The 24268-nt window shown below is 63.9% G+C and carries 23 protein-coding genes and 2 pseudogenes; 21 read left to right on the top strand and 4 right to left on the bottom strand.

Annotation, left to right across the window (positions count from 1 at the left end; all coding sequences use genetic code 11):
- The 19 genes and pseudogenes from BMY35_RS38055 to BMY35_RS33695 all read left to right on the top strand — a co-directional run.
- Positions 1-114, top strand: a pseudogene (locus tag BMY35_RS38055) (3-hydroxyacyl-CoA dehydrogenase); the annotation flags it as partial.
- Between the two features lie 96 nt (positions 115-210).
- Positions 211-1104, top strand: a complete 894-nt coding sequence (locus BMY35_RS33615) for an SDR family NAD(P)-dependent oxidoreductase (RefSeq protein WP_007839215.1) — start codon at positions 211-213, stop codon at positions 1102-1104.
- 71 nt (positions 1105-1175) lie between these two features.
- A complete protein-coding gene (locus tag BMY35_RS33620; RefSeq protein ID WP_093208819.1) occupies positions 1176-2810 on the top strand; it encodes an AMP-binding protein in 1635 nt (544 codons plus the stop codon).
- A 229-nt stretch (positions 2811-3039) separates the two neighbouring features.
- Positions 3040-3216: a hypothetical protein gene (locus BMY35_RS38480; RefSeq protein ID WP_177213770.1), complete on the top strand. Its 177-nt coding sequence runs from the start codon at positions 3040-3042 to the stop codon at positions 3214-3216.
- A 540-nt stretch (positions 3217-3756) separates the two neighbouring features.
- Positions 3757-4671, top strand: coding sequence for a LysR family transcriptional regulator (locus BMY35_RS33625; protein WP_093208821.1), 915 nt, complete (start codon positions 3757-3759; stop codon positions 4669-4671).
- 187 nt (positions 4672-4858) lie between these two features.
- Complete coding sequence (locus tag BMY35_RS33630) at positions 4859-5851, top strand: Bug family tripartite tricarboxylate transporter substrate binding protein (protein WP_093208823.1); 993 nt, start codon at positions 4859-4861, stop codon at positions 5849-5851.
- A 4-nt stretch (positions 5852-5855) separates the two neighbouring features.
- Positions 5856-6269: a Zn-ribbon domain-containing OB-fold protein gene (locus BMY35_RS33635; RefSeq protein ID WP_093208826.1), complete on the top strand. Its 414-nt coding sequence runs from the start codon at positions 5856-5858 to the stop codon at positions 6267-6269.
- Positions 6266-7417, top strand: a complete 1152-nt coding sequence (locus BMY35_RS33640; RefSeq protein WP_093208828.1) for a thiolase — start codon at positions 6266-6268, stop codon at positions 7415-7417. Before BMY35_RS33635 ends, BMY35_RS33640 begins: the two co-directional genes overlap by 4 nt.
- A 22-nt stretch (positions 7418-7439) precedes the next feature.
- Positions 7440-8132 carry a 3-oxoacid CoA-transferase subunit A gene (locus BMY35_RS33645; RefSeq protein WP_093208831.1) on the top strand — a complete coding sequence of 231 codons (693 nt, stop codon included), beginning with the start codon at positions 7440-7442 and terminating at the stop codon, positions 8130-8132.
- The gene (locus BMY35_RS33650) at positions 8129-8770 is read left to right on the top strand and encodes a 3-oxoacid CoA-transferase subunit B (protein WP_093208833.1); all 642 of its coding nucleotides are present in this window, start codon (positions 8129-8131) and stop codon (positions 8768-8770) included. Before BMY35_RS33645 ends, BMY35_RS33650 begins: the two co-directional genes overlap by 4 nt.
- A gap of 14 nt (positions 8771-8784) precedes the next feature.
- Positions 8785-9972 carry an acyl-CoA dehydrogenase family protein gene (locus BMY35_RS33655; protein ID WP_093208836.1) on the top strand — a complete coding sequence of 396 codons (1188 nt, stop codon included), beginning with the start codon at positions 8785-8787 and terminating at the stop codon, positions 9970-9972.
- Between the two features lie 46 nt (positions 9973-10018).
- Positions 10019-11575 (top strand): acetolactate synthase large subunit, encoded by a 1557-nt coding sequence (locus tag BMY35_RS33660; protein ID WP_093208838.1) that lies wholly within the window; start codon positions 10019-10021, stop codon positions 11573-11575.
- 40 nt (positions 11576-11615) lie between these two features.
- Positions 11616-12770, top strand: a complete 1155-nt coding sequence (locus BMY35_RS33665; protein WP_093208841.1) for an acyl-CoA dehydrogenase family protein — start codon at positions 11616-11618, stop codon at positions 12768-12770.
- A 20-nt stretch (positions 12771-12790) separates the two neighbouring features.
- Positions 12791-14893, top strand: coding sequence for a 3-hydroxyacyl-CoA dehydrogenase NAD-binding domain-containing protein (locus BMY35_RS33670; protein ID WP_093208844.1), 2103 nt, complete (start codon positions 12791-12793; stop codon positions 14891-14893).
- Entirely contained in the window at positions 14890-15345 is a 456-nt protein-coding gene (locus BMY35_RS33675; protein WP_093208846.1) for a PaaI family thioesterase, read from the top strand. Before BMY35_RS33670 ends, BMY35_RS33675 begins: the two co-directional genes overlap by 4 nt.
- Positions 15339-16544, top strand: a complete 1206-nt coding sequence (locus BMY35_RS33680; RefSeq protein WP_093208849.1) for a CaiB/BaiF CoA transferase family protein — start codon at positions 15339-15341, stop codon at positions 16542-16544. Before BMY35_RS33675 ends, BMY35_RS33680 begins: the two co-directional genes overlap by 7 nt.
- A complete protein-coding gene (locus tag BMY35_RS33685; protein ID WP_093208851.1) occupies positions 16541-17326 on the top strand; it encodes an enoyl-CoA hydratase in 786 nt (261 codons plus the stop codon). The genes BMY35_RS33680 and BMY35_RS33685 overlap by 4 nt, the downstream gene beginning before the upstream one ends.
- Positions 17323-18096, top strand: a complete 774-nt coding sequence (locus BMY35_RS33690; RefSeq protein WP_093208854.1) for a class II aldolase/adducin family protein — start codon at positions 17323-17325, stop codon at positions 18094-18096. Before BMY35_RS33685 ends, BMY35_RS33690 begins: the two co-directional genes overlap by 4 nt.
- A gap of 14 nt (positions 18097-18110) precedes the next feature.
- A complete protein-coding gene (locus tag BMY35_RS33695) occupies positions 18111-19079 on the top strand; it encodes a Bug family tripartite tricarboxylate transporter substrate binding protein (RefSeq protein ID WP_093208856.1) in 969 nt (322 codons plus the stop codon).
- A 41-nt stretch (positions 19080-19120) separates the two neighbouring features.
- Here BMY35_RS33695 and BMY35_RS33700 read toward each other — a convergent pair.
- The 4 genes and pseudogenes from BMY35_RS33700 to BMY35_RS33715 form a co-directional block, all read right to left on the bottom strand.
- Positions 19121-19306 (bottom strand): annotated as a pseudogene (locus BMY35_RS33700) (hypothetical protein); the annotation flags it as partial.
- Positions 19307-19378: 72 nt separating this feature from the next.
- Entirely contained in the window at positions 19379-20251 is an 873-nt protein-coding gene (locus tag BMY35_RS33705; protein WP_177213771.1) for an amidohydrolase family protein, read from the bottom strand.
- A gap of 55 nt (positions 20252-20306) precedes the next feature.
- The gene (locus BMY35_RS33710; protein ID WP_093208861.1) at positions 20307-21296 is read right to left on the bottom strand and encodes a Bug family tripartite tricarboxylate transporter substrate binding protein; all 990 of its coding nucleotides are present in this window, start codon (positions 21294-21296) and stop codon (positions 20307-20309) included.
- A gap of 40 nt (positions 21297-21336) precedes the next feature.
- Entirely contained in the window at positions 21337-22347 is a 1011-nt protein-coding gene (locus BMY35_RS33715; protein WP_093208864.1) for a Bug family tripartite tricarboxylate transporter substrate binding protein, read from the bottom strand.
- 214 nt (positions 22348-22561) lie between these two features.
- Between BMY35_RS33715 and BMY35_RS33720 the strand changes: the two genes are divergently transcribed.
- Together BMY35_RS33720 and BMY35_RS33725 are read left to right on the top strand one after the other, a co-directional pair.
- On the top strand, positions 22562-23146 hold the full coding sequence (locus tag BMY35_RS33720) for an aspartate/glutamate racemase family protein (RefSeq protein ID WP_093209010.1): 585 nt from the start codon (positions 22562-22564) through the stop codon (positions 23144-23146).
- Between the two features lie 41 nt (positions 23147-23187).
- Positions 23188-24261: an isocitrate/isopropylmalate dehydrogenase family protein gene (locus BMY35_RS33725; RefSeq protein WP_093208866.1), complete on the top strand. Its 1074-nt coding sequence runs from the start codon at positions 23188-23190 to the stop codon at positions 24259-24261.
- Positions 24262-24268: the final 7 nt, after the last annotated feature.

Consider the following 24268-nt stretch of genomic DNA (forward strand, 5'->3'; position numbering starts at 1 on the left):
CGCCTGGGCACGCCCGAGGACTACGCCAAGCTGGCGAAGCACATCATCGAGAACGACATGCTCAACGGCGAGGTGATTCGTCTCGACGGAGCGATCCGGTTGCCGCCAAGATAGTTGGCACTCCCTGCCGGATCCCACATTTCCGATCGCCAGTTGCAGGCCTATCCAAGGTGCATTGGTACGTCGCCCAGATAACGTCAAAGGAATTTCATGAGTACTCTCAAAGGCAAGGTTGCGATAGTCACTGGAGCTGGCAGCGGCCTCGGGCGCGCACACGCGCTGGCGCTCGCAAAGCATGGCGCTCTCGTCGTAGTGAACGACCTTGGTGGTGACCGTCCGGGCTCGGGGGCGGAGACGGTCGCCAACGAAATTCGCGAGGCAGGCGGACGGGCGCTGATCAATGGCGCAGACGTGACCGACCACGGGCAAGTCACGATGATGGTCGAGCAGGCCATCGCCGAGTGGGGCCACGTCGACATACTGGTTAACAACGCAGGCATTCTGCGTGACAAGTCTTTTGCGAAGATGACCATTGAGGATTTTCGACTTGTGGTCGAAGTCCATCTCATGGGCTCTGTCAATTGCACCAAGGCCGTTTGGGATCACATGCGATCTCAGAACTACGGGCGCATCGTGATGACTACTTCATCGGCTGGGCTCTACGGTAATTTTGGTCAAGCCAACTACGCCGCATCGAAGATGGCTCTGGTCGGATTGATGCAAACCCTTTCGATTGAGGGAGCGAAGAACAACGTGAAAGTGAACTGCCTCGCTCCGACGGCGGCAACTGCGATGACGGCGCAGATGTGGCCACCTGCGGCGCTCGCCAGGCTATCGCCGGAGTCGGTAAGTCCGGGGCTCGTCGCACTCGTCTGCGAAGACGCTCCGACAAGAACCATCCTGCTTGCTGGAGCAGGCAGTTTCGAATGCGCCCACATCACGATGACACATGGGGTCCATATCGGTGAGCAAGACAGTGCGGCGGTGGCTGTCCTTGCCAGGCTCGATGAGATCAAGGACCGCAGCGCCGAGGTTGTCCCCGCAAACGCATTGGAACAGTCCCACCTCGAGATGTCGAAAGCGGGGTTGCTCGCCTCTCTCTAGATGGCTTTGCAAAGTAACTGAATATCAAGCGCGAAACTGCCATTGATTCCATTGCCCGCACCTCTGTCTATATGAACCAAAGACCCTGGATCTCTTCGTACGGCGCGATTCCGGCAGAGATCGACTCTCATCGCTACGCCTGCGTCCCCCAACTGCTGGATGAGGCCGTTCAACGATACGGCGATCGGACAGCCTTTCACTCCTTCGGTAAAAGCATCAGTTTCAACGATGTCGACCGTCTTTCCTCTCATCTCGCTGCGTACTTGCAGAACGTGGCCCATGTGAAGAAAGGAGATCGTGTTGCGGTCATGCTTCCGAATATTCCGGCATTTCCAGTGGCCTTCATGGCCATCACGCGCATAGGCGCAATTCAGGTCAACGTGAACCCGCTCTATACATCGCGTGAGTTGGAGCATCAGATCAATGACTCTGGAGCGGACGTGATCGTCATCATCGACAGTGCGATCCCGAGGCTGGCGGAGGTGATTGAAAACACCTGCATCCACGTCGTCCTCGACGTTTGCTTGAAGGACTGCACGGGCGTGCACCTGTCTGAACCGGAAAGGGTGGGCATTTTGAGCGGCGCCGTAGCACTAGCGGAGGCGATAAAGCAGGGGAGCGGCATGAGCATCGCTCCAGTACCGTTGGACGGTGAAGATCTGATGATCCTTCAGTACACCGGCGGCACTACAGGCCCCTCGAAAGGCGCGGCCCTGTCGCATCGCAATTTGATCGCGAATATCGAGCAGTTCAGGGCTTTCATGCACGGCGCCATGCGTCCTGGTCAAGAGGTCGTGGCGACGGTCATCCCGATGTACCACATCTTCGCGCTGATGGTGAACTTTCTCAGCTATTTTTCGGTCGGTGCCGAGAACTGGCTCGTGACCGACGCTCGCGATCTCGACTGTGTAGTCGACACATTGAAAGAGGCGCGCCCCACTGTGCTCACCGGCGTGAATACGCTCTACACCGCCCTGATGAACCATCCTGGCTTCGCCGAAGTGGATTGGTCGTCTTTGCGCATGACTGTGGGCGGCGGTGCGGCAGTCCTGAGAAGCACATCTGACCGGTGGAAGGCCGCTACGGGTTGCTTTATCTTGGAGGGATACGGGCTCTCCGAAACGTCACCGGTGATTACGGTTAATCCGTTTTCGACCTTGGAGTTCTCCGGGGCCACCGGCATGCCGGTGCCCTCAACTGAAGTGAAGCTCCTGGATGCCCAAGACCTTGAGGTTTCTCTCGGCGAGGCTGGTGAAGTTTGCGTCAAGGGGCCGCAGGTGATGCGAGGCTACTGGCAGAAGCCGAAGGAAAACGCCTTGGCGTTTACGCCAGACGGCTACTTTCGCACTGGCGACATGGGTGTGTTTGACGAGAGGGGGTTTCTGCGAATCGTCGATCGCAAGAAAGACATGGTCCTCGTATCCGGTTTCAACGTGTACCCCAATGAGATCGAGGCAGTAGCTTCTGCCTGTCCTGGTGTCGTGGAGTGCGCATGTGTAGGGGTTCCGGATGACAGGACGGGGGAGGCCCTGATGCTCTACGCAGTGCGGCAGACCGAATCTCAGTTGTCGATGCACGATCTGGTCACACATTGCCGCAAGCAACTGGCGCCATACAAGGTGCCGAAGCAGGTCGTTTTCGTCGAGGTACTTCCGAAGTCGACAGTCGGAAAGATTTTGCGGCGCGAACTTCGTCAATCTGCTTGATTGTTATTGGCGCAATGTCAAACCCGTGCCGTTTGGTTTTGCCGTATCAACGGATTTCTCAGTGCAATTTTTCAACCTCGTGCCGAGCGATAGTTGATTGCAGCAATGCAGTTGAGCGCTTTGACCCTTTGACCTCTACCTTAAACATCTGAGCCAAGAATTTGAGTCACGAAGATCTGCTCGCCGGCTTTTGCGACTGCTGCGAGGGCCTGATGCGGATGCGGTCCCAATGGCAATTGAAGCCATCCTCGAGCCCGGTGTAACCGGGCGGATCGACGTCGGGCAGCCGGTCGAGGGCGGCCGACGACGTATGCGGCAGAGCCAGCCGTTTCTACGCCTGCAGCACCCGCCGCTGGTCAAAGAAGTGCGCTTTTTCTGCCCAGGGCTTGCCAATCGGCGGTTATGACGTAGCTGCCGCGTTAGATGCGCTCAGCGATGCTTCCAGCTCGGCCACCGCTTGCTTGAGGAAGCGACAAGAATCCAGGCGATCACGTCTAGCGTATAGCTGCGCGGATCCCAAACGATCTGATACTCACCCCTTTGACGGCGCGAAGTCCCGTGCAGTCTTGCATCCGAACACTTAGCAGCGGCCGCCGGGGATGCCGGTTCAAATTCAGTAGTGCGACGGCACGGGGGGCAAAGCCTTTCCGATTCGCCACGGACGTTCAGTCGCCTCGTAGCGCCAAGCGCTCATCGATCAGTTCTTCGATGGGACAGGCCGGCCAGTCGGCGCGGCACTCAGACCGCCCAAGGCCATCGTCCTCCTGCTGTGGAGCAGCGCGATAGCTCGCATCCGGTCGTGGCGGTGGATGCACGATCCTGGAGGCTTTGGCGATCGCGCCCCGGCAGGAGTTCATTCGATCCCCTGTCCTTCAGCGGGCGCCTCCAACTGCAAGGCGCGCTCCCTCGTCAGCAGGAGTCCATTCCGAAGGAACTACCATGCGCCATGCGATACGAACTGACGGATCTGCGCCTCTTCATGGCGATTGCGCAGGCAGGAAACCTGTCGATGGGCGCAGCCCAGGTCCACATCACCGCGTCCTCCGCCAGCTACCGGCTCAAGAACTTCGAGCACGCCATGGGCACGCCAATGTTCACCCGGACGGCCCGCGGCATGGAATTGACCTTGGCAGGCGAAGCCGCACTTCGGCACGTGCGGGAGCTCTTCGAGGGCGTCGAGCGCATGCACGGCGACGTCGGCCGTTACACCGCCGGACTCAAGGGGCACGTGAGGCTGGCGGCCAACAGCAGCGCTCTCAACGGATTCGTCACGCAGAGCCTGGGCCGCTTCCTGGTGCTCAACCCCGACGTCGATGCCGAGGTCGAGGAACGCCAGAGTGAAACCATCCCCGCCGCCGTGTTGGCGCGGGAGGCAGACATCGGCATCTTCGCCGGTGCGACCTCGGCGGAAGGCCTGCTCGTGCATCGCTATGCACTGGACCGCTTGGTGATCGTGGCGGCGCCCGACCATTCCATCGCGGCGTTGCCTGAGACCAAGCTGGGACATGCGCTGGACTTCGATTTCGTCTGCATGAGTCGCTCCAGCAGCAACTTTCTGTTCTTGCGCGACATGGCGCAGAAGCTGGGACGGCCACTGCGCGCGCGACTTCATGGCCACAGTTTCGATGCGGTGCTGGCCCTGGTGGAGTTGGGCGTCGGGATCGCGCTGGTTCCGCGCAGCGTGGTCCTGGCGACCGGGTTATCGAAGGGCTTGTCGATGGTGCCATTGGCCGAGGACTGGAGCCTGAGAGAACTCAAGCTGGTTGTTCGAGAGGATGCGAGGTTGCCAGGGTTCACGCAGGCATTCATACAGTTTCTACTCGACGATCCCCTGGCCGCGTCGACCCGCGACGAAATCTAACGGCAATAGGGAAAACCCGAGCCAGGTGCTGAGATTCGGCGAATCCGTCGTTCGAATCATTCGGATGGCCTCGAAACATCCCCGTCCCTAGACTTCTCCCACTCTTGCTGATCACCGGCGGAGGACGGGAAGCCTTGCTGCCGACCGTCTCATCAATCGCCTCTTGCTAGAGGCCGAAGGAGACAGAATGTTCAATTTCTCGTCGCAGCGTCGCGCCTGTGCCGCGCTGTGCCTCTTGCCCTCCCTTCTGATTGCGGGCGCTGCGTTCGCACAGTCTCCTGCCTGGCCGACGAAGCCCGTGACCATCGTGGTGGCCTATCCGCCCGGCGGCATGACGGACATCGTCACTCGGCTGCTCGCCAAGGAGCTGACGGCGGCGTTCAACCAGTCCTTCATCATCGACAACAAGGCCGGCGCCGCTGGCCAGGTGGGCACCGAATACGTCGCCCATCGCCCAGCCGACGGCTACACGCTGCTGGTGACTGCCACGGGCTATGTGATCGCCCCGTTCACCCGCCCGAAGGTCAACTACGACCCGCTGAAGGATCTGATTCCGCTCGCCGCGCTGGTCCAGACGCCCAACATGATCGTGGTCAACCCTTCGGTCAAGGCCAACACCGTCCCGGAATTCCTCGCCTGGGCCCGCAAGGAGCCCAGCGTGCCCTATGCCACTTCGGGCGCCGGCGGCTCCACCCACTTGGCGGGCGAACTGCTGCGCAAGGTCAGCGGCGCGCCGTTCACCCACGTGCCCTATCGCGGTGCCGCACCCGCCGTGGCAGATACCGTCAGCGGCCAGGTCCAGGTGGCCGTGCAGGATTCCGTCACGATCGCCACGTTCCTCAATGCGGGAAAGCTCAAGCCCATCGCGGTCACGAGCGCGCAGCGCAGTCCGCTGTTCCCGAACGTGCCGACGCTCAAGGAATCCGGCTTTGCAGACTTCGACGTCTACACCTGGCTCGGGCTGTTTGCGCCGGCCGGCACGCCACCTGAGGTCCTGCAAAAGATCAATGCCGCAACGACGAAGATCATGCAATCGCCGGAGATGATCGAGAGTCTGAGGAAGCAATCCAGCGAGCCGATGGCGCCGAGGGATCTTGGGCAGACACGCAAGTTCGTCGAGGGCGAGCTCACGAAATGGCGTGACCTGGTTCGCACGACGGGTGTCAAGGTCGAGGACTGATCCCATGGCTGGCAGCGCAACCGAACCCGGCGCAAACGCGAAGCAGGCACAGGCGCTTGGCGCCGATGCCCGCTACTTCGCCGCGCTCGCCGAGAACCGCTTCGAGATTCCACAGTGCGACACCTGCGGACGTCACCACTTCTTCCCGCGGGTGCTCTGCCCGCATTGCGGCTCGGAAGCCCTCAACTGGACGGTCCCGAGCGGCCGCGGCATCGTGTACTCGACCACGGTGGTGCGGCGCCCCGAAGGCGACTACACCGTCTGCCTCATCGATCTCGCCGAAGGTCCGCGCCTGATGAGTCGCGTCGTCGAGATCGCACCTGACGCGGTTCACATCGGCATGGCCGTCCAGGCGCGCATCGACATACTGGAAGCCGGGCCACTGCTGGTCTTCAAACCGCTGGAGGATCTGGCATGAAACGCGGCGACATCGCCATCCTCGGCACCGGTCTGGCGGGTCTCGGCCATGCCGGTGGACGCACCGAGCAGGAAATCATTGCGCAAGCGGCCAGCCAGGCGGTCGCCGGCAGCCAGCTGCGCATGTCGGACATCGACGGGGTCGTCACCTCGAGCCTGACTTCGCCTTGGTGGGTGATGCGGATGGCCGAGTACCTGGGCATCCGGCCGCGCTTCTCGGACAGCACCATGTTCGGCGGATCGTCCTTCATCGCCGATCTGCGGATCGCGGCGATGGCCATCGAGGCAGGCGAATGCGAGAACGTCCTCGTTTGCTACGGCAGTACGCCGCGCAGCATTCCCAGCAGCTCGCAGCAAAACCAGATGCGCGCGGCGCTCGACCCCCAGCCTTACGAGCATCCGTACAAGCCGTTCAATCCGGTGTCCAGCTACGCGCTGGCCGCGGCGCGGCACATGCACGAATTCGGCACCACGCGGCGCCAGCTTGCCGAAGTGGCCGTGGCGGCACGGCAGTGGGCTCAGCGCAATCCCGATGCATTCGCGCGCGGTCCGTTGAGCATCGACGACGTACTGGGCGCCAAGATGATCTCGGATCCGCTCACGGTGCGCGACTGCTGCCTGGTGACCGATGGCGCCGGCGCCTTCGTCGTCAGTTCATCCGAGCGCGCCAAGTCGCTGCACGCCACCCCGATCTATGTGCTGGGTTGCGGCCATGCGCACTGGCATCGTCAGATCTCGTGCATGGAAGACCTGACCGTGACGCCAGCGCTCGAATCGGGCCGCTTGGCCTATGCGCAGGCAGGGCTGTCGCCCAAGGACATCGACGTGCTCGAGTGCTATGACGCGTTCACCATCAACCCGATCCTCTTTCTCGAAGACCTGGGCTTCTGCAAGAAGGGTGAAGGCGGCGCTTTCGTCGAAGGCGGACGGATCGCGCCGGGCGGCAGCTTTCCGATGAACACGAATGGCGGGGGCCTGTCCTGCACGCATCCGGGCATGTACAGCATTTTCCTGGTCATCGAAGCGGTGGCGCAGCTGCGCCGCGAAGCCGGCGATCGCCAGGTGCGCGATGCCGACGTGGTCATGGTGCACGGCAATGGCGGCGTGCTGTCGAGCCAGGCCACGGCCATCCTTGCGAACGCACTCTGACGCTCGACGTCTCACAATTTCCATGACCGACAAATTCGTTCCAACTGCTGAAGCAGCGGTGGCTGACATCTTCGACGGCGCCACGGTGCTGGTGAGCGGTTTCGGCCTCGCTGGCCAGCCTATCGACCTGCTGGATGCACTCGCCGCCCAGGGTGCACGCGACCTGACCGTGGTCTGCAACAACAGCGGCAGCGGCGACGAAGGGCTGGCGCGACTCATCCGCCTTGGCCGCGTGCGCCGTCTGATCGCCTCGTTTCCGCGCGGCGCCGAGGCCATGGCCTTCGAGGAAGCCTACGCACGCAATGCCCTGGAGTACGAATGCGTACCCCAGGGCACTCTTGCCGAGCGCCTGCATGCGGCCGGCGCGGGGCTGGGCGGCTTCTTCACGCCGACCGGCTATGGCACGGCACTGGCCGAGGGCAAAGAAACCCGGGTCATCGATGGGCGCGGCTACGTGTTCGAGGCGCCCTTGCACGGGGATTTCGCCCTCGTGAAAGCGCAAGCCGCCGACCGCTGGGGCAACCTGGTGTACCGCAAGGCAGGTCGAAACTTCGGTCCGCCCATGTGCACGGCGGCGCGCACGGCCATCGTCCAGGTCGCTCACGCGGTACCGCTGGGCGGATTGGACCCGGAGCACATCGTGACTCCCTCGATCTTCGTACAGCGCGTGGTCGTGCTGAACGGTGCCTCCGTCACCGAAAGGAAGGCCGCATGACAATTCGCCGAACACGCGAACAGATGGCGCAGTGCGTGGCACGCGACATCCCCGATGGCTCGACCGTCAATCTCGGAATCGGCATGCCGGTGCTGGTGCTGCCCTACTGGAATGCCAAGCAGGAAATCATCGTGCACAGCGAGAACGGCATCCTGGGCATGCGCGCGCTGGCGGACGGCGAGGCCGCCGATCCCGACGTCGTGAATGCAGCCAAACAGCCGGTCGCCATCGAACCGGGCGGTGCCTACTTTCACCACGCCGACTCCTTCGCGATGATGCGCGGCGGCCACCTCGACTATTGCGTGCTCGGCGGCTACCAGGTGTCCGCGAGCGGTGACCTGGCCAACTGGTCGCTGGGCCAGCCGGGCGTGGCGGCAGCCGTCGGTGGTGCCATGGACCTGGCCGTCGGCGTGAAGCAGGTGTATGTGCTGATGGAGCACCAGACGCGCGAAGGGCAATCGCGGCTGCTGCGCTCGTGCACGCTGCCTCTGACGGGGCTGGGATGCGTCAAGCGCGTCTACACCGACCTGGCGACGCTGGACGTCGCAGACGGCTCTTTCATCGTTCGCGACATGGTCCCAGGCTTGACGGCGACCCAACTGCAAGCGGCGACCGATGCGCCGCTGCGCTTCCTGTGAAGAAGGCTTTGGACATGAGCATCGACATCGAAACTTTCCGTGCGCAGACGCGCGAATTTCTGCGCCAATCCCTGCCGGAGGATCTTCGGCAATCGATTCTCCAGCACCGCCGCCTCGGCAAGGACGACTATCTGCGCTGGCACCGGATCCTGGCCACCGCCGGCAAGGTGGCGCCGACCTGGCCGAAGGAACATGGCGGCCCCGGCTGGAACGTGCTCGAGCGCCACGTCTTCGAAGAAGAATGCGCCATTGCCGGAGCACCCGAGGTGCCGCCCTTCGGCGTCCGGATGATCGGCCCGGTTCTCATTCGCTACGGCACTCCGGAACAATGCGCCCGGTACCTGCCGCGCATCCTGCAGGGCGAGGACTGGTGGTGCCAGGGCTATTCGGAGACGGGCGCTGGCTCCGACCTGGCTTCGCTGAAGACGAAGGCGCAGATCGTTGACGATGGCTTCATCGTCAACGGCCAGAAGACCTGGACCACCTACGCCCAGTACGCCGACATGATGTTCTGCCTGGTCAGGACCGATCCTGCCGCCAAGGCGCAAAAGGGAATCTCTTTCCTGCTCATCGACATGCGCTCCCCGGGCGTCACCGTGAGGCCGATCCGCACGCTAGACGGCGACTGCGAAATCAATGAGGTCTTCCTCGACAACGTCAAGGTGCCACGCGAGAACCTGGTGGGTGTCCTGAATGAAGGCTGGACGTGCGCAAAGTACCTTCTTTCGCATGAGCGCACCGGCGCCGCACGGGTCGGTCGGGCCAAGCGGGAGATGGCTTTCCTCAAGGACATCGCGGCGCAACCGAGGGTGGATGGTCTGCGCCTCATCGACGACGCCTCGGTGGCGGCGGACATCGCAAGGCTCGATGTCGACCTGCTGGCCCTCGAGCAGACTAATCTGCGCCTGCTGGCTCGAATGGCGGCGGGTGAGGGCCACGGTGCGGAGGCCTCGGTACTCAAGCTGATGGGCACGACCGTGGCGCAGGCGATCGTCGAAAAGACGGTCGAATGCGCCGGCGTGCTCGCGCTGCCGTGCCGGGACGGCAGCTATGACGCGCTGCGAACCGACGACGTCCTGGCCCACGACGACTGGGCCGCTCCGGTGGCGGGCTTCCACCTGAACCTGCGCAAGATCTCCATCTACGGCGGCACCGACGAGGTTCAGAAGAACATCATCGCGAAGGTCGCGCTGGGCCTCTAGTCGCGCCACCACCCATCCAAAATTCTCATCGACAGGGAGACTTCCAATGAACGGTGCCGAGACGCTCGTCCATACGCTCATCGACGGCAATGTCGATGTGTGCTTCACCAACCCAGGCACCTCGGAGATGCATTTCGTGGCGGCCCTCGATCGCATCGAGGGCATGCGCTGCGTGCTGGGCCTGCACGAGGCCGTCGTCACCGGTGCGGCCGATGGCTACTACCGTATCGCCGACAAGCCGGCCGCCACGCTGCTCCACCTGGGACCGGGCCTCGCCAACGGTCTGGCGAATCTGCACAACGCGCGCAAGGCCCGCTCCGGCATCGTCAACATCGTCGGGGATCACGCGGTAGAACACCTGAAGCTCGATGCGCCGCTGACTTCGGACATCGACGCCATCGCAGGATCGATGTCTCATTGGGTGCGCAGCACGCCCAGCGTCGGGGAGGTCGCGGCCGAGGGCAAGGAAGCGATCAGGCAGGCGAATGCGCGCCCCGGCCGAATTTCCACGCTCGTGCTGCCCGCCAACGTCGCATGGACCGCAGTCCCTGAGGGGAGGGGTTCGGGCAAACAGTTGCCCACGGCTTCCTCCGGCCATGCGCAGCATGATTTCGACCGCATCGTGAAGGCGATGCGCGACGACCCTCAGCCGACGCTGCTGCTGCTCGGCGACCGGGCGCTGCGGGCCACCTCGACGGAGTTGGCCGGGCGGATCGCCGCCGCGACGGGGGCCGAAGTCCGCGCCGAGTTCTACTTCGCGCGCCTGGAGCGCGGTGCCGGTCGCCTCGTCATCCCGCGCATCCCGTACGCGATCGATCCCGCGATGGCACTGCTCCAGCGCTTCAAGCGCATCGTGCTCGTCAACGCGAAGGCGCCGGTCGCGTTCTTCGCCTATCCGGACAAGCCCGGGCGGCTGACGGCGCCGGGGTGCGAGTTCCTCACGCTGTCCACCGTCGAGGACGATCCGCGTCTGGCGCTCTCGGCGCTCTGCGAAGCGCTGGGGGCGACCGCCGCCGCACCGGCGGGAATTGCCCGGGCCGAGGCGCATGCGCCGGTCAGCGGCGCGCTGACCTCCGAGACCATCGGCCGGACGATCGCCGCGACGCTGCCGGAGAACGCGATCGTCGTCGACGAAGCCGTCACCACCGGTTGGGGCTTCGATGGGCTCACCGTTACCGCCGCCCCGCATGACTGGCTGACCGGTTGCGGTGGATCCATCGGCTTTGCCCTGCCCGCGGCCGTGGGCGCCGCGATCGCAGCGCCCGGACGACGCGTCCTGGCCCTGGAAGGAGACGGAAGCGGCATGTACTCGCTGCAGGCGCTCTGGACCATGGCGCGGGAGAACCTCGACGTCACCGTGCTGATCTTCGTGAACCGCGCCTACAGCATCCTCCGGCGCGAACTCGCGGCGGTGGGCGCGGGCGCGCCCGGTGTCCGGGCGACCGACATGCTGTCGCTGGACCGGCCGGACCTCGACTGGTCCTGTCTCGCCAAGGGCATGGGCGTGGCTGCGATCCGCGTCGGTGATGCCGAGGCCTTGCACGGCGCGCTGGCACGCTCCTACGCGACCTCCGGCCCGACCCTGATCGAGGCCATCCTCTGAATCGAGACATGGGTGCCGAACTTGGCATAGGAACGAACACATGAATCCCCAACAAACGGAACACGACGAAGACCAGCGCAGCCTGGCCGAGGCGATCACCAGCTTTGCCCAGCGGCGCGACCATGCCGCCACGGATCCCTGGCCGGAACTGGTCGCCATGGGCCTTCCCGGCCTGCTCGTTCCCGAGGCGCTCGGCGGCCTCGGGCTCGACGGCGGCAGCATGCACGCGGTCATGGAGAGCCTGGGACGCAACCGCCTCACCACGCCCTTCGTCGTGTCGGCGGTCCTTTGCACCCGGCTGCTGCTCGAGCTCGCAGATGAAGGACAACAGGCCCGTTGGCTGCCAGCGCTCTCATCCGGAGAACACGTCCTGGCATTCGCCCACGGGGAGCCGCAGGGCGAGCACCTGCCTCGCCATCTGTCGACGCACGCGCGTCGCGAGGGCGACGACTGGATACTGAGCGGCCGCAAGACCGTGGTGCCGCATGGCGGCGAATCGACCGCCTGGCTGGTTTCGGCACGCGTGGGATCGAACGAGACGGCACTCTTCTGGGTGGACGCCGCCGCCGCCGGCCTTCGCGTCGAGCGCTATCCCTGCATCGATGGGAGCACCGGCGCCGATCTGTGGTTCGATGAACTTCGACTGCCGGCGGCCGCGTGGATCGGCTCGACTGGCATGAACGTGACGACGGCCATCGCCGCGGCGACCGACGCGGCGACCGCCGGACTGTGCGCCGAATCCGCGGGTCTGCAGTCGACCCTGTTCGACATGACCCTGGACTATGTCAAGACACGGCGCCAGTTCGGCGTGGCCCTGGGCAGCCTCCAGGCCATCCAGCATCGGCTGGCCGAAATGCTCGTGGCGGTGGAGCAGTCAAAGTCCCTGTCCTGGCTGGCTGCCCGCAGCCTGGATGACGACGCAACGACCCGGACCCGCTCGGTCGCTGCAGCCAAAGTCCGATGTGCCGAAAGCGGTCGCTTCATCGGCCTGCAGAGCATCCACCTGCACGGCGGCATGGGGATGACCGACGAACTGCCCGTCGGCCGATGCGTCAAGCGACTGCTGGCGATCGCCCACAGCTGGGGCGATGCGCGCCACCATCTCGGGCGCCTCGTCGACCTCATGCGCGCCGTCCCGACCACGACTACACCGGCGCCGGGCTCGCAATCATTGCCGCTTGCAGCCGTGGCCTGACTCACAACGATCGATCACCCATGTCCTCTTCCACCGTTCACTACACCGAGCAGCAACGCGTTGCCGTGCTGACCCTCGACAACCCGCCGGTCAACGGCATCGGCAACACTGTTCGCCAGGGCCTTTATGCGGGTATCGAGCGTGCCATGGCCGATACCGACATCGACGCCGTGCTGCTCATCGGCGCGGGACGGCAGTTCTGCGGCGGCGCCGACATCCGCCAGTTCAACACGCCAGCGGCCACAGAGAAGCCGCTGACGCGCGACGTGCTGACGCTCATTGCACGATCCACGAAACCGGTCATCGCCGCCATTCACGGCGTGGCGCTGGGAGGCGGCCTCGAGCTTGCGCTGGGCTGCCACTACCGCGTGGCCTCTGCCGATGCCAAGCTTGGGCTGCCTGAAGTCAATCTCGGCCTGATTCCAGGGGGCGGCGGAACGCAGCGCCTACCGCGCCTTGTCGGCGTGAACGCCGCCCTGGACATCATTCTCTCGGGTGCACCGATCAAGGCGCCGCGTGCGCACGAGCTGGGGCTCCTCAGTGCGGTGATCGCGGGCGAGCTGTTGGCTGGCGCCCAGGCGTTCGCCCGACGCGTCGTCGCCGAGGGCGCCGCACTGCCACTCGTGGCGCAGCGAGCACTGGAGCCTGCGGGTGTTGACTTCGCCGAGCGACGCCGTGCGGTCCCGGCCCGGGCACGCAATGCCACCGCACAGCGCGCCGCGGTCGATGCGGTCCAGGCATCGACGCAGCTTGCTCTCGAAGACGGCCTCACGCGCGAGCGCGCCTTGTTCGATGAACTCGTCGCCGGGCCTGAATCGAAGGCCCTTCGCCATCTCTTTTTTGCCGAACGCGAAGCTCCCAAACTCTCGGAGACTCTCGCACCCACCGAGCTTCGCGTCGTGCGCAAGGTCGCGGTGCTTGGCGCCGGCACCATGGGCGGTGGCATCGCGATGGCGTTCGCCAATGCGGGCATCCCGGTCGTGCTGCTCGAACGCGAGCAGGCAGCCATCGATCGTGGCCTCGACCTCGTGCGCCGCAACTACGGCGTCACCGTCGCCAAGGGAAAGTTGAGCGAAGCCGCCATGGCGGGCCGCATGGCGCTGATCGAGCCCGCGCTCGATTTCGCCGCTCTTCATGACGTCGATCTGGTGATCGAGGCCGTCTTCGAAGACATGGCTGTGAAGAAGGAGGTGTTCGCACAACTGGATGCGCACTGCAAGCCCGGCGCGATCCTCGCCACCAACACCTCGCGCCTTTCGATCGACGAGATCGCGCTGTCCACCTCCCGGCCGCAGGATGTGATCGGGCTGCACTTCTTCAGCCCTGCCAATGTCATGCGACTGCTCGAGGTCGTGCGAGGCGAAGGCACGTCGCCTACCGTGATTGCGGCCTGCATGAAGATGGCACAGGACATCGGCAAGATCCCCGTGCTCGTTCGGGTGTGCGAGGGCTTCGTCGGCAACCGGATGCTGACGGGTTACTGGCGCGAAGCCGGCTTTTTGCTGGAGGAAGGTGCATCCCCCCAGCAAGTCGACCGCGCGATGACGGGTTTCGGCATGGCCATGGGCCCGCTCGCGATGGCTGACCTGGCCGGCATGGACATCAATTGGGCGACCCGAAAGCGCCTCGCGCCCACTCGACCCGCTCACCTGCGCTATTCCAAGGTGGCCGACCGCATCTGCGAGGCGGGTCGCTACGGACAGAAGACTTCGGCAGGTTACTACCGCTACGAGGCCGGCAGCCGCACGCCGATCCCGGACCCGTTGGTCGACATGATCATCGAGTCTTGTGCCGCGGAAGCGGGCATCGTGCGCCATACGGTGCGAGACGAAGACATCGTCGAACGATGCGTACTGGCGCTAGTGAACGAAGGTGTGCGAATCCTCGACGAAGGCGTGGCGCAACGCGCCAGCGACATCGACGTGGTCTACGTGCACGGCTACGGGTTTCCGGCGTCGCGCGGCGGCCCGATGTTCTGGGCCGAAACCCTCGGCCTCGCGCAGACACTCGAACGAATCCGGGCAATGCAAGCCATGCACGGGGCGCACTGGACACCGGCGCCCGGCCTTGTCGAGCGCGTGGAACGAGGCCTCCAGCGCTTCGACGCGCGAGTCCAGCGATGACCGGCGCTTCCGTCGACCCGCAGGTGCCAACAGGTTTCGGGCCGTACCCGCCGGTGAGCGCCTTCATGGCGCTGCTGGGCCCGATGCACGCCAAAGAAGAAGCGGACGGCCAGCTGAGGCTCGGCCTTCATTTGCGGCCCGCGCACATGAACCACCAGGAGGCCGCGCACGGGGGCTTCGTGGCCACGCTCTCGGACAACGCATTGGGAGTCAATGTGGCACGGCGCTTGGGAAAGCGCGTGGCCACGGCCAATCTGTCAGTCGACTACCTCGCTCGTGCGAGCGTGGGCGAGTGGGTGGAAGTCGTCACCCGCATCGACAAGATCGGCGGCCGCCTGGTGTTCGCGGAATGCGGCGGCCATGTGGCAGAGCGTGTCATCTTCAAGGCCCGCGGCATTTTCGCGGTCCTGCCCGAGCGGCCTCAGGCCCGAAAAGGAGAGTCCGAATGCTGAACCAGTCGCTGCAGGGCATCAAGGTGCTCGACCTGTCGAGAATCCTCGCCGGCCCGTGGTGCACGCAGAACCTCGCCGACCTCGGCGCCGAGGTCACCAAGATCGAGCATCCACGCGGCGGCGACGACACCCGCGGATGGGGACCGCCCTATGTGGAGTCCGCCGACGGCGAGCGGCTGTCGGCCTACTTCATCTGCTGCAACCGGGGAAAGGCCTCGGTCGCGATCGATTTCGCACAGCCCGAAGGCCGCGAGGCCCTCAAGACCATGATCCGCGACGCCGACGTGCTGGTGGAGAACTACAAGGCCGGATCGCTGGCGCGGCAAGGCCTGGACTACGCCAGCCTGCGGGAGCTGAACCCGCGCCTGGTCTATGTGTCGATCACCGGCTTCGGACAAAGCGGCCCGATGGCTTCCAAGCCCGGCTACGACTATGTGTTCCAGGGCATGGGCGGCCTGATGAGCTACACAGGTCAGCCTGACGGGATGCCAGGCGCAGGGCCACTGCGCACCGGCGTCGCCGTGGTCGACCTCAGCACTGGGATGTATGCGACCTCGGCCGTCCTCGCGGCGCTGTTCCAGCGCGAACGCACGGGACAAGGCCAGTACATCGACATCGCGCTGCTCGACGTGGCCGTGGCCCTCAATGCCAACCAGGCCGCCAACTACCTGGCGTCGGGCCGCAACCCTCAACGCAGCGGCAACGCCCATCCCAACTGCGCGCCGTACGAGGTGTTTGCGTGCGCGGATGGCCACCTGATCCTGGCCATCGGAAACGACTCGCAGTTCCGCCGATTTTGCGAAGTGGCGGAGCAACCGGCGCTCGCCGACGACGCACGCTTCGTGACGAACTCGGCGCGGATCGAGAATCTGCCGGCCTTGCGCGTCCTGCTCACGGAACTGTTTCCGAAACGCAGCCGTTCGAGTTGGTCCACGGCTTTCGATGCGGCCGGCGTGCCCTGGGGCCCCATCAACACCATGGAAGAGGTGTTTGCCGACGCCCAGGTGCAGCATCGCCGCATCGTGCAAACGCTGGACCATCCCGAGTTCGGCGCTTTGCGAACCGTGCGCAATCCGATGCTCTGGAATTGCGTGGCCGAACTCGGCGCGGTCGGCGCACCGCCATCGTTGCCGCTGCCGGCTTCGCCGGTGACTCCCATGTCGAACATGCCGCCTCCGGCCTTCAGGACTGAATCATGAAACTCGATCTGCCGCACGCCCGTGTCGAACTCGACGCACACGGCGTGGCCACACTCACCATCAGGAACGCCGGCTCGCTGAATATTCTCGGCACGCCAGTGATCGATGACCTTCGCCAGGCCTTCGAGTCCCTCGCTGCCGACGAGTCCGTCCGTGTGGTGGTCTTGCGTGGCACCAGCGACAAGGCCTTCGTCGCCGGCGCCGACATCAAGGAGATGGGCGCGCTCGATCGCGCTTCCGCGCGGCGCTTCATCGACGGCCTGCGCCGCCTTTGCGAAGCCGTTCGGCAGTGCCCCACGCCGGTGATCGCACGCATTCCGGGGTGGACGCTTGGAGGAGGCCTCGAACTCGCACTCTCCTGCGACCTCCGGATCGCTGCCGACTCTGCATTCCTGGGTATGCCTGAAGTGGTGGTCGGCATTCCCTCGATCATCCATGCGGCATTGCTTCCGCGGCTGATCGGGGAAGCGCGCGCCGGCTGGATGCTCCTGACCGGAGAGAACATCGACTGCGCGAGGGCGAAGGAATGGGGCTTGGTCGACACCATGGTTCCACTGGACGCGCTCGATGCAGAGGTCGCGCGCATGGCCGCCCGCCTCGCAGGCCATGGGCCCCAGGTGATGCGCCAGCAGAAGCGCCTTCTGCGCCAATGGCAGCAACAGCCACTGGACACCGCGATTCTCGAAGGCGTGGAGGAATTCGCGAAGGCCTTCGATACCGGCGAGCCGCAGCGCTTCATGGCGGAATTCGCACAACGCAAGGAAAGGGGAGCACGCAAATGAAGATTCCATCTCTCAAGGAAGTCGTCAGCGCGGACGAATGGGCCGTTCGCGTGGACCTGGCCGCGTGCTACCGGTTGGTGGCTCTGCATGGCTGGAGCGACATGATTGCCACCCACATCAGCGCCCGCGTTCCTCAAGCGCCGGGCGCAACGCACGCGCATCAGTTCCTCATCAACCCGTACGGCCTGATGTTCGAGGAGATCACTGCCTCGTCGCTCGTCAAGATCGACGTCGATGGTCACAAGCTGAGCGAGTCGCCCTTCGACGTGAACCGGGCCGGCTTCGTCATTCACTCGGCCGTGCACATGGGAAGGGAAGACGTAGCCTGCGTGCTGCACACTCACACGCGCTCGGGCGTTGCCGTGAGCGCGCAACGCTGCGGCCTGCTGCCGATCTCGCAGCAAGCCACCCTCGTTCTGGGGTCGCTTGGCTACCACGACTACGAGGGCCTCGCCGTGCACGAGGACGAGCAGGTGCGCCTGCAACGCGACCTCGGCCATCACGATCACTTGATGCTGCGCAATCACGGCCTTCTGACGGTCGGCGGCACCGTGGCGGATACGTTCAAGCGCATGTACACGCTGGAGTCGGCCTGCCAGATCCAGGTCACAGCACAGGCCGGCGGTGAACTCATCATGGTCGCACCGCAGGTACTCGCCGGCGTCAAAGATGCATTGGCGCGGATGCAGGGCCAGACCAGCCTGGGGCGCCTGGCCTGGCCTGCCTTGCTGCGCAAACTCGACCGGGTGAATCCGGGTTACGACACCTGAACCAGGGCATATCGATGAATCGAAGACACTTGGTGCTCGGCGGGTTGGCGGGCGCGGCCTTGAACGCGCTTGCCTCCCCGCAGGCCTATCCCTCCAAACCCGTGAAGCTGATCGTGCCCTATGCGCCAGGCGGGACCACGGATCTGCTGGCCCGCATCGTGGCGACGAAGCTGTCGACGATCCTCGGGCAACCAGTCGTCGTCGACAACCGGCCCGGAGCCGGGGGCTCGGTGGGCTCGGCTGCGGCGGCCAAGCAGCCGGCGGACGGATACACGCTCGTGATGGTGGTGGAGAGCTCGCACGCCGTGAACCCCAACGTGTATGCGAAGAGCCTGTATGACCCTGTCAAGGACTTCGCACCCATTGGAAACATCGCGGATGTGCCGAATGTCCTCGTCACCAATCCCGCCCTTGGGGCCGAGTCAGTGCAGAGCTTGGTCAAGATGCTCAAGGAGCAACCGGGAAAATACTCGTTCGGCTCCTCCGGCAACGGTGGGTTGAGTCACATCAACGGCGAACTCTTCAAACATGTCACCGGCACCGACATGCTTCACGTGCCCTACAAGGGGCTGGGACCGGCCCTGTCCGATCTGCTCGCCGGACAGATCAATGTCGTGTTCGACAACATCCTGTCGTCCATGGAACTGATTCAGGCGAAGCGTGTCAAGCCGCTGGTCGTTGCCGCCAAGAGCCGCCTGAAGTTGCTGCCGCAAGTGCCGACTTATGCCGAAACGGGGCTGCCGGCCATGAACAATCCATCCTGGTTCGGGCTCGGCGGGCCTGCAGGCATACCGACTGAGATTCTGGATCAGCTCAATCGCGCTCTGAATCAGGCCTTGAGTGATCCTGCCGTGGTCTCCGCAATCGAAAAGCAAGGTGCCGTTCCCAGCCCGACGCCGCGCAAGGAATTCGCTGCGTTCGTGGCAGCGGAGAATCTACGTTGGGCCAAGATCGTTGCCGACCTTCGGTTCGAAAAGATGTGAGGCAGCAGGCCAGGAGGCGTTCTCCTTCAATCCACGGCGTTTTAGCTCGATACGCAAGGCCAGTTGGCGCCACGTCGATAGAACAGAACCACGCCGCCGACCGATTCGCCGCGCTTAGTGAGATCGAAGCTCTTGTCGATGTCTTCCAGCGGCATGGTGTGCGTGGTCAGGTCGTCGATGTTGATCTTGTTCTCCATGTACCAGTCGACGATCTTCGGCAAGGCCGTCTCGACCTCGTCATCGAAACCAACTCACCACGCGTCAATCGCGGTCTTGGTGGCGGATGGGGATATCGGATCTTAGTCGGAGCGAAATCCGAACAAGCGAGCGGGGTTGTCGACCAGCACACGATGGCGCAATGATTCCTCGGGGGCCCACTTCCCCACAAGGCCGAAGTTTCGGAGATCGTCTTCCGTACGAAATGGCTCCAAGTCGGTCGAACGGTAGTTTGCGGGCCGGGCGGAGCCTCCGGTATGCGGCCAATCGCTGCCCCACACGATCCGATCCGGCGAGGTGGCGATCATGGCTTTTGCAATCGCCGTGACGTCGGCATAGTCAGGCGAGGCACTCGAGATCTGATAGGGCCCAGACAGTTTCATCCAGATGTTAGGGCTTGCGATGAGTTCCAGCAGTGCAGGGAAGCCCGCCTTCTCCGGATCGCTTCCAGTTCTCGCCAAGCCGAAATGATCGATCAGCACCGTGTGATGCAGAGTCCGAAGCGTTGGCGCGCAGGCCAGAAGCACCGGCATAGCAGCGTAGACCTGGATCAGAAGCGGAGAGCCGCCAAGCGCCTCAGCGGTCGCGCTGAGCCGTCTCAAGGCGTCTGTCGCATCGGCGCCCTTCGACACCTCGATATTCATGCGGACGCCTCGCACGCCGGCAGCGAACATGTCGTCGAGCTGATCGCGACCAAACGTCTGGTCAATGACGGCGACACCCCGGGCACGATCACCCAAGCGCTTCAGAGCGTCCAGCATGCAATCGTTGTCGGTCCCATACACGCTGGGTTGCACCAGAACGACTTGATCGATTCCAAGGCTTGCATGCATCTCCTTCAGCTGCGAAACAGTGGCTGGTGGAGGCGTATAGCGCCGCGCAGCCGCGTAAGGGAACCGCCCAGGATCGAAGATGTGGACGTGACAATCAGTCGAGCGCGCCGGAGCGTTGCGCATATTAGGAGACATCGATACACGCTCCGATGACCTGGCAGACATTTCTTGGTGGCTTCTACTGCGTCTGAATGTTGGAGGTTTTCACGACCGTCCGCCACTTCTTCAGTTCGTCGGCGACGAACTTCTGGAACTCCTCAGGCGAGCTCCCAACCGGTGTCGCGCCGAGCTCTGCCAGCTTCTGCACAACTTCGGGCGCACGAAGCGACTTGACGATCTGGGCGTTCAACGTCGCAAGGACCGCCGGCGGCGTCTTGGCCGGCGCGACGACACCCACCCAATGCGTCACCGAGAAGTTCTTGATGCCGGCCTCCTCGAAGGTGGGGACGTTCGGCAAGCGGGTCGATCGTGTCGCCTGTCCGATCGCGAGCGGCCTGACCCGGCCTGACGCCAACGGCGTCGCCGTACTGGTGATGCTGTCGATGAGCAGGTCGACTTCCCCACCCATCAGTGCGCGGATGGACTCGCCGCCACCCTTGTAGGGCACATGCATGAACTTGGCGCCCGTCACCTCTGCGAGCAATTCGGTCGTCAGGTGCGGGGTACTCCCCGCTCCGCCCGAGCCGTAGGTGAGCTTGCCCGGATTCTTGCGCGCGAACTCGATGAGTTCGCCTGCGGTCTTGAAGCGCGAATCCGAGGGCACCATCATGAGCATCGGCGAATCGGCCACCTTGGACACGGGCACGAGGTCCTTCATGGTGTCGTAGGGCATCTTGGCCTGCAACGCGGGAACCATCGCGAACGGAGCGCTGACGAAGCCGATCGTGTAGCCGTCCGGCTTGGACTTGGCGACGGCATCCGTGCCGATCACGCCACCGGCACCCGCCTTGTTGTCGATGACCACAGGTTGTCCTGTCTCCTGGGTGAGGCGCTGTCCGAGGACCCGCGCCATGACATCGTTGGGCCCGCCGACCGCGAACGGCACGATCATCCGGATGGGTTGCGTGGGATAGGAGGCGGCGCTCGACTGCGCATGGCAGACCGGTGCGGCGAGCGCGGCCGCGAGGGCCAGTGCGCCGAAGCGGCGAGAGTGGAGGAGTTGAATCATGTCGATACCTGGCTGGATGGGTCTGGCTCGTCGCGTGGGCCTACTCGGGCTTGATGTTGTGCGTCTTGACCAGCTTCGACCAGCGGTCCGATTCAGCGCGAATGAAGGTTCCGAACTCCTCTGGAGTTCCGCCAGCGACCTCATTGCCCTGTGAGGTGATCTTCTCGGTCACTTCCGGTTCCCGAATCGCCTTGTTGATCGCCTGATTGAGCTTCGCGATGACGGCGGGAGGGGTGCCCTTCGGCGCCACGACGCCGAACCAGTTGGACATCTCCATTCCCGGCACGCCGAGTTCCTTGAAGGTTGGCACGTCCGGCAGAAGCGGCGATCGCTTTTCGCTGGTGATGGCGAGTGGGCGCAGCTTCGGCGAGTCGCCCTTCAGGTACGGCATCACGGCGTAGATCCACTCGAACATCAGGTCGACGTTGCCGGCGATCAGGTCGTTGGTCGCCGGCGCTCCACCCTTGTACGCCACGTGGACGAGGTCGAGCTGCGCGTTCTGTTCGAACAGTTCACCGGCCAGATGGTGCGAACCACCGAGCCCGCCCGAGGCGTAGCTCATGGTCCCGGGCTTCGCCTTGATGTTTCTGATGAGAACCTGGGCCGACTTGGCCGGGGAATTGATGCTGACCGACATGACGAGCGGCCCCCGTTCGATCATGGCCACTGGCAACAGGTCTGTGGCGGGATCGAATGGAAGCTTGGCAAAGAGCGCCTTGTTAACCGCGAGCGGCGCGAAATTGCCCAAGCCGATGACGTGGCCATCGGGAGCGGCCTTGGCGATGTAGTCCGTGCCGATGTTGCCGCCGGCGCCGGGGCGGTTCTCGACGATCACGGGCTTGCCGAAATAGATCGAAAGCTTCTGGGCGATCTGCCTCGAACGTATGTCGGAACTGCCGCCTGCCGCGTAAGGCACAACGAAGGTGATTGTCTTGGTGGGGTAGTCGGCGGCTGCGGCCGACTGCGCAAACGACGGGCTTGCGAAGGCCAAGGCACCACCGCAAAGGATGGCGGCGCTGACACAGGGCGAACGAAGGAAAGACAGTCTCATCAGGGTCTCCGGTAGGTCGAGGAGGGCACTTCTCAGTGCGATGTTGGGTTTTCCCTGATTGTATCTATATGGTGTATAGTACAATTAGGTTGAACCCTAACCGCCTTTACATCCAATGAGTTTTGCACGAAGAGTTGTTTTGATACATGCTACGGCAGTCGCGGTGCAGCCGGTCGCGGACTCCTTCCGCAGGCTTTGGCCTGAGGCGAGCCTGATGAACCTGCTGGACGACAGCCTGTCATCGGACCTCGCCGCGCGTGGTTCGATCGATGGCGCGTTGACCCGGCGCTTCGTGGACCTGGCGCAGTACGCCGAACGCACCGGTGCGCACGGCATCCTCTTCACGTGCTCGGCGTTCGGGGTTGCGATCGACGCAGCAGCGCAAGCCGTCGTCGTCCCCGCTTACAAGCCCAACGAAGCCATGTTTCTGGAGGCGTTGGAAATCGCTCGGACGCGCCGCGGACGCGTGCAGATTGGGCTGTTGTCGACGTTCGCTCCCTCGATTCCCTCGATGCGCGAAGAATTTCTGCAACTGGCGCGTGCCGGGGAAGTGGCGGTCGAACTCCAGTCAGTCTGCGCGAAAGGCGCCCTGGAAGCATTGAGTGCTGGCGACCCCGCGACCCACGACCGTCTGGTCGTGGAGGAGGCTGCAAGTCTAGAGAACTGCGACATCGTGATGCTGGGCCAGTTTTCGATGGCTCGGTCGCATGAAGTCGTGGCAGCGCGGCTTCAAAGGCCGGTTCTCACCAGTCCTGACAGCGCCGTGCGCCTGCTGCAGAAGATCCTCTCGCCCGTCTGACCCTCATTCCACCCACCCCTCATCAACACCCAGGAGATCCCATGAAATTCATCGTTCTGCCCTGCGACGGCATTGGCCCCGAGATCGTCACCGCCTCCGTCGAAGTCCTCAAGGCGGCTGACAGCCGCTTCAAGCTCGACATCTCCTACGATTACGAGGACGTGGGCTTCACGAGTCTGGAAAAGCACGGAACCACCTTGCGCCAGGAAGTGCTCGACAAGGCGAAGACGTACGACGGCATCATCCTGGGCACGCAGTCGCATGCCGACTATCCAGTGCCTGAGAAAGGAGGACGCAACGTGTCGGCAGGGTTCCGCATCGGCCTTGACCTTTACGCCAACGTCCGGCCCGCGCGCACGCGGCCGTATCTGCAGTCCAACATGCGCGAAGGCCGCACCATGGACCTGGTCATCATGCGCGAAGCCACCGAGGGTTTCTATCCCGACCGCAACATGTCGAAGGGCTGGGGAGAGGTCATGCCCAGCCCGGACATGGCGCTGTCCATTCGAAAGATCACGCGCCATTGCAGCGAGCGCATCGCGCGCCGGGCCTTCGAACTGGCGATGACGCGGCGCAAGAAGGTCACGGCGATCCACAAGGCCAACAGCTTCCACATGACCGACGGCCTGTTCCTCGAAGCCGTGCGCCACGTGGCCAAGGATTTTCCCGAGGTGGCGCTCGATGACCTGCTGGTCGATGCTTCCACCGCCCATCTGGTCAAGGAGCCGGAACGTTTCGATGTCCTGGTCGCGACCAACTTTTATGGCGACATCATCTCGGACCTGGCCAGCGAACTTTCCGGCAGCCTCGGGCTCGCGGGCTCGGTGATGGCGAGCGACGATGTCTGCTGCGCCCAGGCACAGCACGGATCGGCCCCCACGATCGCCGGCAAGGACCTGGCCAACCCTGTGTCCATGATCCTTTCGGTTGCGATGATGGTGCGCTGGGTCGGCGACAAGCAGAAGAACAAGGCCATGCAGGACGCCGGCGACGCCATGGTGCGCGCCGTCGACAAGGCGCTGGAAGACCCGAAGACCCGTACCCGCGACATTGGGGGCACCATGGGCTGCAAGGATTTCACCGCCGCGGTAGTCAAGGCGATGGCTTCGGCCTGATCCGAGC

Origin of the sequence: Variovorax sp. YR750, assembly GCF_900109805.1 — a bacterium.
Lineage (GTDB): Bacteria > Pseudomonadota > Gammaproteobacteria > Burkholderiales > Burkholderiaceae_C > Variovorax > Variovorax gossypii.

Excerpts from the sequence above, each read along its gene's own strand:
- BMY35_RS33685 (WP_093208851.1), top strand. The coding sequence starts at position 16,541 with ATGAAACTCGATCTGCCGCACGCCCGTGTCGAACTCGACGCACACGGC.
- BMY35_RS33625 (WP_093208821.1), top strand. The coding sequence starts at position 3,757 with ATGCGATACGAACTGACGGATCTGCGCCTCTTCATGGCGATTGCGCAG.
- BMY35_RS33670 (WP_093208844.1), top strand. The coding sequence starts at position 12,791 with ATGTCCTCTTCCACCGTTCACTACACCGAGCAGCAACGCGTTGCCGTG.
- BMY35_RS33615 (WP_007839215.1), top strand. The coding sequence starts at position 211 with ATGAGTACTCTCAAAGGCAAGGTTGCGATAGTCACTGGAGCTGGCAGC.
- BMY35_RS33645 (WP_093208831.1), top strand. The coding sequence starts at position 7,440 with ATGACCGACAAATTCGTTCCAACTGCTGAAGCAGCGGTGGCTGACATC.
- BMY35_RS33650 (WP_093208833.1), top strand. The coding sequence starts at position 8,129 with ATGACAATTCGCCGAACACGCGAACAGATGGCGCAGTGCGTGGCACGC.
- BMY35_RS38480 (WP_177213770.1), top strand. The coding sequence starts at position 3,040 with ATGGCAATTGAAGCCATCCTCGAGCCCGGTGTAACCGGGCGGATCGAC.
- BMY35_RS33655 (WP_093208836.1), top strand. The coding sequence starts at position 8,785 with ATGAGCATCGACATCGAAACTTTCCGTGCGCAGACGCGCGAATTTCTG.
- BMY35_RS33690 (WP_093208854.1), top strand. The coding sequence starts at position 17,323 with ATGAAGATTCCATCTCTCAAGGAAGTCGTCAGCGCGGACGAATGGGCC.
- BMY35_RS33635 (WP_093208826.1), top strand. The coding sequence starts at position 5,856 with ATGGCTGGCAGCGCAACCGAACCCGGCGCAAACGCGAAGCAGGCACAG.
- BMY35_RS33695 (WP_093208856.1), top strand. The coding sequence starts at position 18,111 with ATGAATCGAAGACACTTGGTGCTCGGCGGGTTGGCGGGCGCGGCCTTG.
- BMY35_RS33640 (WP_093208828.1), top strand. The coding sequence starts at position 6,266 with ATGAAACGCGGCGACATCGCCATCCTCGGCACCGGTCTGGCGGGTCTC.
- BMY35_RS33665 (WP_093208841.1), top strand. The coding sequence starts at position 11,616 with ATGAATCCCCAACAAACGGAACACGACGAAGACCAGCGCAGCCTGGCC.
- BMY35_RS33710 (WP_093208861.1), bottom strand. The coding sequence starts at position 21,296 with ATGATTCAACTCCTCCACTCTCGCCGCTTCGGCGCACTGGCCCTCGCG.
- BMY35_RS33705 (WP_177213771.1), bottom strand. The coding sequence starts at position 20,251 with ATGCGCAACGCTCCGGCGCGCTCGACTGATTGTCACGTCCACATCTTC.
- BMY35_RS33630 (WP_093208823.1), top strand. The coding sequence starts at position 4,859 with ATGTTCAATTTCTCGTCGCAGCGTCGCGCCTGTGCCGCGCTGTGCCTC.
- BMY35_RS33725 (WP_093208866.1), top strand. The coding sequence starts at position 23,188 with ATGAAATTCATCGTTCTGCCCTGCGACGGCATTGGCCCCGAGATCGTC.
- BMY35_RS33720 (WP_093209010.1), top strand. The coding sequence starts at position 22,562 with ATGAACCTGCTGGACGACAGCCTGTCATCGGACCTCGCCGCGCGTGGT.
- BMY35_RS33680 (WP_093208849.1), top strand. The coding sequence starts at position 15,339 with ATGCTGAACCAGTCGCTGCAGGGCATCAAGGTGCTCGACCTGTCGAGA.
- BMY35_RS33660 (WP_093208838.1), top strand. The coding sequence starts at position 10,019 with ATGAACGGTGCCGAGACGCTCGTCCATACGCTCATCGACGGCAATGTC.
- BMY35_RS33675 (WP_093208846.1), top strand. The coding sequence starts at position 14,890 with ATGACCGGCGCTTCCGTCGACCCGCAGGTGCCAACAGGTTTCGGGCCG.
- BMY35_RS33620 (WP_093208819.1), top strand. The coding sequence starts at position 1,176 with ATGAACCAAAGACCCTGGATCTCTTCGTACGGCGCGATTCCGGCAGAG.
- BMY35_RS33715 (WP_093208864.1), bottom strand. The coding sequence starts at position 22,347 with ATGAGACTGTCTTTCCTTCGTTCGCCCTGTGTCAGCGCCGCCATCCTT.